Raw genomic sequence first — 13180 nt, 5'->3', positions numbered from 1 at the left:
GCCACATGGCTTCCGCTGACTCGCAGGACCGCCCGACCGCCTCCGCGATGCGTCGTGCGCTGGCACGCGCGCGCGACGGCAAGACGCTGGACATCGCCGAGGCGACCGTGCTGCTGCACGCCCGCGACGAGGATCTCGAAGCACTTTCCGACCACGCGTCCCGCATCCGCGACGCCGGGCTCACCGCCGCCGGCCGCGAAGGAGTCATCACCTACAGCCGCAAGGTGTTCATCCCGCTCACCCGCCTGTGCCGCGACCGCTGCGGCTACTGCACATTCGCGACCGTGCCGGGCAAAGTGGACGCACCGTTCCTCTCGCCCGACGAAGTACTCGAAATCGCGCGCGAGGGCGCGGCCATGGGCTGCAAGGAAGCACTGTTCACACTCGGCGACCGCCCCGAGGACCGGTGGAAGGCCGCGCGCGAGTGGCTCGACGCCCACGGCTACGACGACACGCTCTCCTACGTCCGCGCGATGGCGATCCTCGTGCTCGAGGAGACCGGCCTGCTGCCGCACCTGAACCCCGGCGTACTGACCTGGCAGGACTTCCAGCGGCTCAAGCCCGTCGCGCCGTCGATGGGAATGATGCTGGAGACCACCGCGACCCGCCTGTGGAGCGAACGCGGCGGGCCGCATTACGGCTCGCCCGACAAGGAACCCGCCGTCCGGCTCCGGGTGCTCGAGGACGCCGGGCGCAGCTCGGTTCCGTTCACCACCGGGATTCTCATCGGGATCGGCGAGAACTACTCCGAACGCGCCGACGCGTTGTTCGCCATCCGTAAGGCGGCGCGCGCCTACGGCGGCATTCAGGAAGTCATCGTGCAGAACTTCCGCGCCAAGCCGGACACGAAAATGCGCGCCACACCGGACGCCGATCTGCAGGAACTCGCCGCGACGATCGCCGTCGCGCGCCTGGTACTCGGGCCGAAAATGCGCATCCAGGCGCCACCGAACCTGATCGGCAGCCAGTACTCGATGATGCTGCGCGCCGGGATCGACGACTGGGGCGGGGTTTCGCCGCTCACGCCGGACCACGTGAACCCCGAGCGCGCGTGGCCGCAGATCGACGAGCTGGCGAGGCAGACGTCGGCGTCCGGGTTCGAACTGCGGGAGCGGCTGACGATCTATCCCGAGTACGTCGTCGCGGGCGAGCCGTGGCTGGACCCGCGCGTTGCCGGGCACGTCGCCGCGCTGGCCGAGCCGGGCACGGGTCTCGCGCTCGACGTCAAGCCCGAAGGCAAGCCGTGGCAGGAGCCGGACGGCGGCTGGCAGGAGCAGGGACGGACCGACCTGCACGTCGAAGTGGACACGATCGGCAGGACCAGCGACCGCCGCAGCGATTTCGACTCGGTGTACGGCGACTGGAACGAACTCGCCGAAAAGGTGCCGAGCGCACCACGCCGGATGGACACCGACATCGCGGCCGCGTTGCGCCGAGCGGAAAAGGACCCCGCCGGACTGTCCGATGAGGACGCTCTTGCGCTGCTGCACGCCGATGGCGCGGAACTCGACGCGCTCGCCTCGCTGGCCGACGGGCTGCGCCGCGACGTGGTCGGCGACGATGTCACCTTCGTCGTGACGCGCAACATCAACTTCACGAACGTCTGCTACACGGGCTGCCGCTTCTGCGCGTTCGCCCAGCGCCGCACCGATGCCGACGCGTACACACTTTCGTTGTCGCAGGTCGGGGACCGGGTGGACCAGGCGTGGGAAGCGGGCGCCACCGAGATCTGCATGCAGGGCGGCATCCATCCGGACATGCCCGGCACGGCGTATTTCGACCTGGCCGCGGAAGTGAAGCGGCGCCAACCGGACATCCATCTGCACTCCTACAGCCCGATGGAGGTCGTCAACGGCGCGTCGCGGACCAATCTGTCCATCAAGGACTGGCTGACCCGTGCGCACGAGTCCGGTGTGGACTCGTTGCCCGGCACGGCGGCGGAGATCCTGGACGACGACGTGCGGTGGGTGCTGACGAAGGGCAAGCTGCCGACGTCCAGCTGGATCGAGGTCATCTCGACCGCCCACGAACTGGGCATCCCGACGACTTCGACGATGATGTACGGCCACGTCGACACGCCCGCGCACTGGGTCGGCCACATCAAGCTGATCGCGGAACTTCAGCGGCGGGCGCTGGAGAAGACCGGGCGCCGCGGGTTCACCGAATTCGTGCTGCTGCCGTTCATTCACCAGAACGCGCCGATCTATCTGGCGGGGCTGGCGCGTCCTGGTACGACGGTGCGCGAGAACCGTGCGGTGCACGCGCTGGCGCGACTGCTGCTGCACGGGCTGATCGACAACATCCAGTGCTCCTGGGTGAAGCTCGGTGAGCAGACGTGCCGCGCGGTGCTACAGGGCGGGGTCAACGACCTCGGTGGCACGCTGATGGAGGAAACGATCAGCCGCATGGCGGGCGCGAACAACGGCTCGTACAAGACGATCAGCGAACTGGCCGGGATGGTCGAGCCGCTCGGCCGTCCGCTCGTGCAGCGCACCACCTCCTATGGCCGCCCGTCGCCGGAACGCGTCGCCGCCGCGATGGCCAGTGACGGTGTCGCGCAGGCTGTGCGCAACCCGCTGCCGCTGCTTTCGTAGCGGGTCCGGCGGTCACGGCGTGCGATGATCAGCCCGTGAGTACCAGGAACGAGTGGCCTGTACCGGAGCCTGAGTTGCCCGGCGGCGTGGACGACGCGCTCGCGGCCGTGGCGAGGGCGGCGTCCGCGGCCTACGGCTCGGCCAGGCGGGCGCACACGCGTGCCGAACTGGCGGAGAAGGTGGCCGACGGCGCCGACGGAACGCCGACGATGCGTGTGGACCAGATCGTCGAGGACGCGATCGCCGACGCCGCCACGCGGCAGGGCGTGAACCTGCTCAGCGAGGAGGTCGGGTTCGTCGACAACGGCTCGGCCGTGACGCTCGTCGTCGACCCCGTCGACGGGTCGGCGAACGCGGCTGCCGGTGTGCCGCTGTGCTGCTTCGCCGGAACGGTCGCCGTCGACGGCCGCGCGATCGAGGCGCTCACCGTCTGGCTGGACACCGGGCGCGCGTGGCATGCGGTCGCCGGGCAGCCGACGCCGTACCGAACCAGCGGATGCACCTCGCTGGCGGACGCGACCGTCAACCTGCTGCGGCCGCACCGCCGGAATGCCGAAGCCTGGTGGCGCGTCGCCGACACGGCTGCCAGGGTGCGCATCCTGTCCACGACCGTCCTCGAATGCGCGCTCGTCGCGGAAGGATCGGTCGACGCGTTCTGCGATCCGGGCTCGGACACGCATCGCATCGTCGACCTCGCCACGGCGATGGTCACGGTGCCCGCGGCGGGCGGTGCGATGATCGACGCGAAGGGGCGCTTGCTGGAGGTCGACCCGGACCTGACACGCCGCTGGTCCGGTGTGGCCGCCGCGACACGCGAACTCGCGGAGCAACTCGCCGCGACGATCACCGGAGGCTAGTGTCCTGCGCCGGACGCCACCGGACGCGTGTGGCCCGCCGGATCGCGCCGAACGCGTGTCCTACGCCGAAGAAAGGGCCGGCACGCGTGCCGCGCCGGACACCGGCGGACACCTCTCGTGCGCCCGACGCCATCGGGCGCGTGTCACGCGCCGGAAGTCGGGGGCGCGTTGCCGCTCGATCGTGAGGGAGGGCGACCGGCGGCGGCATGAATCTCGCGCCGCGTTTGGTAGGCGGAGATGGTTGATACAGCCGCGTTTTCTCAGTGTGCGGTAGGGACCTGCGGGGCCGCGCACTGTGCTGGGGCAAGGCGCGGCGTTGGGCTCGTCGGCGCATCGGTTTCGCCCGGACTTGGCTTCGTGGCGGGATGTTGTTGGCGGCTTGTCTTCTCGCCCGGTGCGTTCGCGGGAACAAACAGGGCCATAGGACCCTGGTCGCTCGTGCAGGCTTACGCGAAAGTGAACGAGTCCCCCTGCGGGACGGGCAGAATTTCTCGGTCGCGACGGTCGCCGTGTCCCGAGGAACGGCCGGGGTGGCGACTCCCACACCTCCCCGTCATCCCGGCCATCTGCTCCCGAAAGTCCTTGTGGTGTGCCAGCTCCGGGTAGCCCGGTGGGGCGAAGGGCGGGGCCACTACGGCGTCCTTTGTGGACCTCGGGCGGCGATGGGGGCCGCCCCGGCCCGGGTGGCGGCCTCTGCTACCTACTTGTGTCTGTCGTCACATAGAGTGGGCGGCGTCGGGTCGTGACGCATCTAGGAGGCCAGTGATGCCCAGCCAGCCGTCGGTCGCGGAGCGGACCAAGGGACAGACCATCCTCTCGCTGCTACGCCGCAACGCGGTCGAGTACGGCGAGCTGCCCGCGCTGACCTCGCTCGACAACGAGGACCAGCCCACGTTGACCTGGACCGCACTGCGCCAGGAGGTCGCGGCCGTGGCGCGCGGGCTCGCCGAGCTGGGGCTGCGGCGCGGGGACCGCATGCTGATCATGGCCCCGAGCTGCCCTGAGCACCTGATCGCCGACCTGGCCGCGACGCACCTGGGGGCCATCCCGTGCACGGCCTACGCCACGCTGAGCCCCGACCAGATCAGGTACGTCGCGCGGCACAGCGGCGCACCCGTGGTGGTGCTCCAAGGGCTCGGCGAGCTGAAGCGCTGGGAACAGGTGCTGGGTGACCTGCCCGCGCTGCGCCACGTGGTGATGATCGACGGCACCGCCGTACCGGCAGGCGACGAGCGATTCACAGGTTTCGCCGAGCTCCGCGATCGAGGGGCGGCCTTGCACGAAACCGACCCCGATGCGTTCGAGCGCGGCTGGGCCGACATCCGGCCCGAGGACCCGCTGTCGATGATCTACACCTCGGGCACCACCGGCGAGCCCAAGGGCGTGGTCCTTTCCCACCACGCCGCCATACACGAGGCCTACGCCGTGCACGACCTGCACAACACGCCGATGCACAGCACCAACATCGCCTACCTGCCGCTGGCCCACATCGCCGAACGCGAGATCTCCATCTACATGCCGATCGTCTACGCCGGGCACGTGCACACGCTCGCCGATCCGACCGCGATCGCCGGTGCGCTGGGCAAGGTGCATCCCCAGGGTTTCTTCGGCGTGCCCCGCGTGTGGGAGAAGATGGTGGCCGGCCTGAAGAACATGCTCGCGAACGTGCCGGAGGAACGGCGCAAGGCGCTGCTGGACGCGAACGAACTGCTGCAGCGGGGCTACAAGCTGCGCGACTCCGGCCAACAGGTGCCGCCGGAACTCGCGGAGCAGATCACCGAGACCGACCGGACCGTGCTGGCTCCCGTCCGCCGGCTGCTCGGACTCGACCGGCTGCACTTCTGCTCCAGCGGCGCCGCCGCGCTGCCCGTGGAGGTGCTCTACTTCATGGCCGGGCTGGGCGTGGAGATCCAGGAGGTGTGGGGACTGTCGGAGACCACCGGTGCCGTCACCTCCAACTGCGCTGCCGCGTTCCGTGCGGGAACGGTCGGCAAACCCCTGGCCGACACCGAGATCAAGGTGGCTGAAGACGGGGAGTTGCTCGTGCGCGGGCCGCTGGTGTTCCTCGGGTACCTGCAGGCCGACGGCACCATCAAACCCGACGTCGACGCCGACGGCTGGTTCGCGACCGGAGACATCGGCGAGATCGACGAGGACGGCTTCATCCGGATCACCGACCGCAAGAAGGAACTGATCATCACCTCGGGCGGCAAGAACATCGCCCCCACCCGGATCGAGGGCCTGCTCAAGGAGCACCCGCTGATCGGGCAGGCGGTGGCCATCGGCGACGACCGGCCGTACATCACGGCGCTGATCGTGCTCGACGACGAGATCCTGCCCGGCTGGGCGGCGGCGCAGGGGATCGAGTTCACCGACGTGGCCTCGATGTCTTCGCATCCCGCGGTGCGCGAGGAGATCGAGCGCGCGGTGGAGAGCGCGAACAGCCGGCTTGCCCGCGTGGAGCAGATCAAACGGTACGAGCTGCTCGCGAAGGCGTGGACGCCGGAATCGGGCGAGGTCACGCCCACGCTGAAGCTCAAGCGTCGCGTGATCAACGAGCGGTACGGCACCGAGATCGCCGGGCTGTACGCGTAGTCGGAGGTGACGGAAAAGGTTCACCCGGCAATCGTGGCGCCTCCGGACCCCCGCGGTGGCACGAATCGTGTTCTGTGGACAACTCAGCGTTGCGACTGGCGCCACTCGCTCGGAAGCGACGCGGTTGTCCACAGGTTCACGCCGTGCGCAGCGGTGTGTGCGGTGCCGAGTCCGTCCATTTCCGCAGCCGCGGCGGCACCCGCTTCTCCAGTCCGTACGGCTCCAGATGCGCGCTGAACACCTCGTCGAACGCCCTGCGCACGGTCTCGGTGTCCCAGGTCTGCCGCTCCAGGATCGGCGACTTCAGGTAGGGCTGGCCCACGATGTGCAGCTGCGGCCCGTTACAGCGCACGAGCTGGCCGGTGATGCCCTCGGCGTCGTCGGAGAGCAGGAACAGCACGAGCGGGGCGATCCGGGACGGGGTGCGGTCGGGCGGGCAGCTGCGCAGCGAACGCTCCGACTTCCACACCATCCGGGTGTGCGCGAGGGGGCAGATCGCGTTGACGCGGATGCCGACCTCCTCCAGGTCCAGCGCCCAGGAGTAGGTCAGCGACGCGACCGCGCCCTTGCTCGCCGAGTACACGCCGAGCTTGCGCTGCCCCAGCGAGGCGCCGGAGGAGACGTTGACGATCGCGCCACCGCGGCCCTGCTCGACCATGGTCTTCACCGCCGCGATGCCCGTGTACATCACGCCCAGCACGTTGACCTCGACCAGCTCGCGGACCTCGTCGAGGTTCTCCTCCCAGGGCAGGGCCTCGTAGTTCAGCCCGGCGTTGTTGACCAGCCCGTCGATCGCGCCGAACTCGTCGACGCAGCGCTGGACCAGTGCCTGTGCCTCCGCCGGATCCGTCACGGTGTGGCCGCTGGCGACGGCCTGCCCGCCGTGCGCCCTGATGTTGGCGGCCGTACGCTCGGCCAGCTCCGCGTCGACGTCGTTGGCCACCACGCGCACGCCCGCGTGCGCGAGGTGCGTCGCGAAGGCCTCGCCGAGGCCGCGGCCTGCGCCGGTGACCACGACCGCCCGGTCCTTCAAGCCAGCCAGCTGCATGCTCATCGTCCCAACTCCCCACTGGCCGGCCCCGGCACCGGCCCTCTGGCACCAGTCTTCGCCGTGGCCGCCCATGCCGGACCCGGCGTGGCGACGAGCGGTCACCAGACTGCGCTGAACGAGTGAGTGCCGATCAGCCCAGACTTACTCACCGACTGGTCGCTCTTGATACCGTCCGTCTGCCCGGATTGGCCCAGCGGCCGTGACAGGTCACCCTTCGGGTCGGTTTAATGAGCTATGTGGTCACGGTGTGACTGTTCGCCTGCGCGGAGTGAACGGCATACTTAATGTTGTCTCTCATGTCACCGGGGTGAACGGGCAGGTGAGCCCCGGTGCACGCCAGAGCGCACCGACCAGGGGGAGTGGGTAGAAGGTGAAAACGCGCGCGAAACCGCGGATGCGTGAGGCCCTGCGCAACGCGGAGTACCGCGCGCTCTGGTTCGCCGAGGCGCAGTCCTGCGCCGGTGACCAGCTCGCCAAGGTGGCACTCGCGATCATGGTCTACGGACGGACCGGATCGCCGCTGTGGGCCGCGATAGTTTACGCATTGACCTTCCTACCCGCGCTCGCCGGCGGGCTCGGGCTCTCCCAGCTCGCCGACCGCTATCCCCGCCGGGCCGTACTGGCGACCTCCGCGGCCGTGCAGGGCGTCCTCGTGGGCTGCATGGCGATTCCGGGCACGCCGTTGCCCATTCTCTGCGTGCTGCTGGTCGCGGTGCAGCTGGCCGGGGCGCCGGCGAACGCGGCGCAGAACGCGATCACCCGCGAAGTCTTCGCCAACGACGAGGTGTACCTGCGCAGCCAGGACCTGCGCGGGATCACGATGAACACGGTGATGCTGCTCGGTCTCGGGGGCGGCGGCCTGCTGGTCACGGCGGTCGGTACGTCGTGGGCCCTCGCGATCGACGCCGCCACTTTCCTTGTTTCCGCCGTCGTCGTGCGCTGCTGGGTGGCGAATCGTCCGGCCGCGGCCGGTAAACAGGACAGTTGGTTCGGCTCGATCCGCTGGGTCGCGGGGCAGCGTCCGCTGCGGGTGCTGATCGGACTGTCCTGGTTGGTCGGGCTCGCCGTGGTGCCCGAGGGGCTCGCGGCGCCACTCGCCCACGAGATGGGCGAATCGCAGCACGCGGTCGGCTGGCTGCTGGCCGCCGACCCACTCGGCTTCGTCGTCGGCGCGTTCCTGCTGTCCCACTACGTCTCGGCCGAAGCCAGGACGCGGCTGCTGGGTGTACTGGCGCTCGGCTCGGTCGCGACCCTGCTCGGGTTCGCGTGGAAGCCCAATCTCACCGCCGCTCTGGTGCTACTCATGCTCGCGGGCGCGATCGGCGCCTACATCATCACCGTCACCGCGACGTTCTCGACCTGGGTGCCGAACGAGATGCGCGGCGGGGCCAGCGGGGTTTACCGGACGGGCCTGCGGGTGGCGCAGGGTGTGGGTGTCGCTTTGGGCGGGGCCGTCGCGCAGGCGACTGGTTCCGCCGCGGGCACGGTCGCGATCGCCGGTATGGCCGGTGTACTGCTGGCCGTGCCTGTCGCCATCTCCTGGACCCGGGTCCGGGTCCTCGCGCCGGCGGCCATAGGGAGCTGACCTATGGACGGGTACGGGGAACGCCACTGCGAGCGCTCTGCTGCACGGTGCATTCTCACGCCTCGCGGTCACGCACGGACGCCACCTCCAACAGATAAAAAGAAACGCCTGGCAAACAATCTTCGGACAGGGCTCACGCCTCGCGGTCACGCATTACGCGCACTCCTTCCCGCAATAACACCGAACAACCGAGGTTTCGACAAGCTCACGCCTCGCGGTCACGCATGTGCGGGCACCTCCTCAAACACACAGAACGATCAACAACACACGCTCAGTGAACTCAGGCTTCGCGGTCGCGCATCGCGGAAACACCTCCACGTAGTGGGAACTACTCCCCTTGCCATCTGCGGTTTGTGGGAAAATTACCGGATCACTGGTCGAAGGTTCGCAGCCGAATACATCTTGATTCTCCCACAGGGATACCGTAGGACCAGCGGGAACTGGTGTGGTGGGATGATACCTACTACCAGTTCGAATCTCACCGTGGCGGGCGCAACCATACTTCACTCGCCGGGCGGGCCAGAAGTGGGAGGAACGTGATCGTTGTGTTCACCTCCCGAAGCCATCGGCAGCACACCCTAACCGAAGAGAACCGGAAGACTACAGAAAGCACATCCTCCGATTATTCCGGGAATGGGCACGGTCCGGCGCAGGCACTCGGCGACGGGCATCTTTCGGTTAGCGGAAGACACGCGCCCCGAAAAACTCGCCCGAAACCGAGGAAACCGACTCAGTGGGACCTCTGGACGAAACCGCGCCCGATGGTCGCATTCCTCATCGGCTGGGAGATTTTCGCGGTTATCGCGCTGGCGGCCGGAATGGCGACCGAAGTCGTGCCGTCCAACGTGGACTGGCTGCGACTCGGGGTGCTGGCAGTCTGCGCCACCGCACAGATCCAGCTCACGCGACGGCAGGAGGAACGGCGCCGTAACCGGCTCTCCGCCGTCCACATCGACCTGAGTGGCATCTGGATTTTCCCTGCCGCACTGGTACTTCCGCTGTACCTGACACTCGCGCTGCTCGCGATCGTCCGGCTGCAACGCTGGTTCAACTCGCGCCGCGCCCCGCACAAGTTCCTGTTCACCACGCTCACTTGGGGACTGTCGGCACTGGCGGCACAACGGCTTTTCCGGTGGCTGTCCCAGGACGATCTCGCGCACCTCGACCACGCCAACCAGCTGCGCCTTTTCCTCGTGCTGATGCTCGTCGGCGTCAGCTACGCCGGTGTGCAGATCATCGGCATCGGCGCACTGCTCGCGCTGGGCGGCACGTCCAACCCGACGCTACGCAACGTGCTGGGCAGCAAGTCCGACAACCTGCTCGACCTTTCCACCATCGGACTCGGCACGGTCGGCGCGATCCTGCTGGTCAACCTGCTGCCCGCGATCACGATCCTGGTGCTGATCAGCGTCGTGGGCAACCGGCTGGCGGAGATCAACCAGCTGCAGTCGGAGGCACGCACCGACGCGAAGACGGGCGTGTTCAACGTGCGGGGCTGGACAGAGGCCGCGCAGCGTTCGATGGCGCGGGCGAGCAAGGGCGAGCACGGGCTGGCCGTGCTGATGATCGACCTCGACCATTTCAAGTGGATCAACGACACCTTCGGTCATCCGGCGGGCGACGACGTGCTGCGGATGGTGGCGCAGCAGCTGGACGAGGTCACTCGCCCCGGCGACGTGATCGGCCGCTTCGGCGGCGAGGAGTTCGTCGTGCTGCTGCCGGACATCGAGGACGGCGCGGCGCAGACGACCGCGGAACGGATCCGGGTGGCCGTCGCCGACCTGCACATCCCGACCACCGACAAACGCGGCGGGCCGACCACCGTGACCGGACGTACGACCTCGATCGGCGTCGCTGTGTACCCGGCGCACGGAAGCACGATCGACACGTTGCTGCAGGCCGCGGACGCCGCCGTCTACGAGGCCAAGGAGGGCGGCCGCAACCAGGTGCGGGTCGCCACGGACCAGCAGGCGCGAGGGGCGGCCACCGACGGCCACGGCACCCACTAGGGTGGCGGCCCGACCGCCATCCGGGGGTTGTCCCCATGCCGGAACACCGCCGACAGTGCCACCCTGGAGCTTATGATCGCCCCAGCCGAGACACCGCGCCTGAGGCGTCACCTGTCCACCTCCGCCTGGCTGCTCGTGCTGACCCTGGTGCTGCTGGGGTTCGGTTTCGTCGCCTCCAGACCGGCCACGCCGCCGTTCCACGGCCCGCCCACCGGCGGCGCCCTGCAGGCCGAGCGCGCCATCGACGCCCTGACCCACCCCGGCCCCGAGCCGACGGCGCTGAGCCTGCTGCCCGCCGACTTCACCCGAGTGACAGGAGTCACACCGGGAGCGGCGGCCGCGCCGGACGGCACCGTGCGCGCCGTGCACGTCGACGGCGGTTGCTCCACCCCCTGGGGCGACGACAACACCAAGTGGGACTACGGCGTGGCGTGCAAGGCGCACGACCTCGGCTACGACCTGCTGCGCTACGCGGACAAGGTGGGCCAGCCGCTCCCCCCTTCGGTCCGGGCGTCGCTGGACTCCCGCCTGTCCACCGACATGCACGCCATGTGCCACATCGAACCGGCCGGGTCGCCGCGCACCTGCCAGCTCGTCGCGTCGGTGTTCACGGCAGGACTGAACGTCAACTCGTGGCACCAGCGGTGGGGGCCGCCGGTCGGCGACCCGATCGGCCCGATGCTCGCCGGCGTCGCGGTGATCGGCTGCCTGCTCGTGTTCCGGCTGCGCGGCTGGCTGCACACGCGCCGCACCCGCCCGGCACGACCGCTGGTCACGACGACCGCGCCGGGACCGGCCTCGCCGTGGGTGACGCTCGGGGTGGCCGGCCTGGTGCTGCTGATCCTCGGCGAGTCGGTGCTCGCGCTGGCCCGCTGGGCGGGCGCGGACGAGGCCTGGCTGTGGCCGTTCACCTGGCTCGCCCAGCTCGCACCGGTGTTCTTCTTCGCGGGCGGCCGGGCGAACGCGGCGGGCTGGCGGCACATCCGCGAGAGCGGCGGCGGATACCGGCAATACGTCGCGCACCGGGCGAGCTGGCTGCTGCGGCCCGCCCTGGTGTTCGTGGTGGTCGCGCTGGTCGTCCCGCTCGCACTGGAGTTGCTCGGCATTCCGCAGGGCACGAACGCGGCCATCGTGGGTATCGCGCTGCACCCGCTGTGGCTGCTCGCCGTCTACCTGCTCACCGTCGCGGCCACCCCGTTCATGCTGGCGCTGCACCGGCGCGCGGCCACCGTCACGACGGCCGGCCTCCTGGCGCTGGTGGTGCTGACCGCACTGGGCTCCGGCTGGTTCGGCTCCGACCTGCTGCGCTCGGCCAGCGCGCTCGGACTCGCGCTGCTGGCACAACAGATCGCGTTCGGCAGGCTGCCCACGAGGCACCGGGCCCTGCTGGTGTCCGGCGCGGTCGCGGCGCTGGCCGGGCTGGTCGCGCTGACCACCGTCGGCGGCGCCGATCCGAACCTGCTCGGCACGCCCGGCGCGTCGCCCGCGCTCGCCGCGCCGACGCTGCCGCTGCTCCTGCTCGGCGCGGCGCAGCTCTGCGTGCTGGGGCTGTTTGCACGGCCACTGGCCCGGGCCGCGGAACTGCGCTGGCTCGGCGCCCCGGTGCGGTTCGCGCTGCGCGCTCCGATGAGCCTCTACCTGGGCTTTCTGGCCGCGATGCTGCTGGTGGTCGCGCTGGTGTACCTGCCGCCGGATCCCGCGGCGGCGCTGAATTGGCTCACCGGGCCGAAGACGCTGATGGCGCTGGGGCTGCTGGCGGTGCCCGCCCTGATCGTGTTCTGGTGGTTCGAACGACACTTCGACGGGTATGTCCCACTGCACGACTCCCGGCCGACCGGCTGGCGCGCGCACGCGGCCACGGCGCTGGGCACCGGCTACGCGACGATCGGCTTGTTCGGCTTCGCGCTGACCCGGTTCGGCGGGGACACCGGTGGCACGGTGCTCGGGCTGCCGCTGGATCCGATCCAGAACCTGATCCAGCTCCTGCTCGGGGTGTTCCTGCTGCACGCGGTGCGCACGGGCGTGAGCGCCGCGACGAGCACGTGGGTGGTGACCGCGCTGGCCTGCGTTCCGCCGCTGCTGGAGGTGGCCTCGGGTTACGGGCCGGGTCCGCTCACCGTCGCGGTGTACGGGCCGACCGCGTTGTTCGCGGTGGGTACCGCTGCCGGCAACCTCATATCCGCCAAAACGGTGGCGCAGACCACGTGAGCGGGTGTTGTGAACCACTTTCACACACCCGTGTGCGACGCTACGGCAACCGGGGCCCGGGATGGCGCGTCCATTCCGGTGAGCAGGTCCCTGTAGCCGACAGCCGGGGAAGGGAGACGTAGGGGTGGAACCTCCGCGTAACGAGCGTGGACCGCGCCGTCCCTCGCCCCCGCGGCAAGGACGCCCCACCGACGCCCGCTACGCCGGTCCCGTCCGGCGCTCCCCCTCGGGCTCGCCGCCGTCCGGCCGCCGCTCGGGCGGACCTCCCCCGCGCCGCCGTC

The 13180-nt window shown here is 69.7% G+C and carries 7 protein-coding genes; 6 read left to right on the top strand and 1 reads right to left on the bottom strand.

The window, feature by feature from the left end; translation table 11 throughout:
- Positions 1 to 5: 5 nt before the first annotated feature.
- The 3 genes from HFP15_RS31565 (at position 6) to HFP15_RS31555 (ending at position 6046) form a co-directional block, all read left to right on the top strand.
- Positions 6 to 2594: a bifunctional FO biosynthesis protein CofGH gene (locus HFP15_RS31565; RefSeq protein WP_168520441.1), complete on the top strand. Its 2589-nt coding sequence runs from the start codon at positions 6 to 8 to the stop codon at positions 2592 to 2594.
- 35 nt (positions 2595 to 2629) lie between these two features.
- Positions 2630 to 3451, top strand: a complete 822-nt coding sequence (locus HFP15_RS31560) for an inositol monophosphatase family protein (protein WP_168520440.1) — start codon at positions 2630 to 2632, stop codon at positions 3449 to 3451.
- Between the two features lie 765 nt (positions 3452 to 4216).
- On the top strand, positions 4217 to 6046 hold the full coding sequence (locus HFP15_RS31555) for an AMP-dependent synthetase/ligase (RefSeq protein ID WP_168520439.1): 1830 nt from the start codon (positions 4217 to 4219) through the stop codon (positions 6044 to 6046).
- A gap of 136 nt (positions 6047 to 6182) precedes the next feature.
- Here the strand turns inward: HFP15_RS31555 and HFP15_RS31550 are convergent, their stop codons facing one another.
- Positions 6183 to 7100, bottom strand: a complete 918-nt coding sequence (locus HFP15_RS31550; RefSeq protein WP_168520438.1) for an SDR family NAD(P)-dependent oxidoreductase — start codon at positions 7098 to 7100, stop codon at positions 6183 to 6185.
- Between the two features lie 391 nt (positions 7101 to 7491).
- Between HFP15_RS31550 and HFP15_RS31545 the strand changes: the two genes are divergently transcribed.
- From HFP15_RS31545 to HFP15_RS31535, 3 genes are all read left to right on the top strand, one after another.
- Entirely contained in the window at positions 7492 to 8682 is a 1191-nt protein-coding gene (locus HFP15_RS31545; RefSeq protein ID WP_168520481.1) for an MFS transporter, read from the top strand.
- A 761-nt stretch (positions 8683 to 9443) separates the two neighbouring features.
- Positions 9444 to 10691, top strand: a complete 1248-nt coding sequence (locus HFP15_RS31540; RefSeq protein ID WP_168520437.1) for a GGDEF domain-containing protein — start codon at positions 9444 to 9446, stop codon at positions 10689 to 10691.
- A 72-nt stretch (positions 10692 to 10763) separates the two neighbouring features.
- The gene (locus HFP15_RS31535; protein ID WP_168520436.1) at positions 10764 to 12899 is read left to right on the top strand and encodes a phospholipase; all 2136 of its coding nucleotides are present in this window, start codon (positions 10764 to 10766) and stop codon (positions 12897 to 12899) included.
- The last annotated feature ends 281 nt before the right edge of the window (positions 12900 to 13180 follow it).

The sequence above is a fragment of the Amycolatopsis acididurans genome (assembly GCF_012328925.1).
Taxonomy (GTDB): domain Bacteria; phylum Actinomycetota; class Actinomycetes; order Mycobacteriales; family Pseudonocardiaceae; genus Amycolatopsis_E; species Amycolatopsis_E acididurans.
Note: the sequence above shows the minus strand (reverse complement) of the source record. Positions and strands in the feature narration are given on the sequence as shown.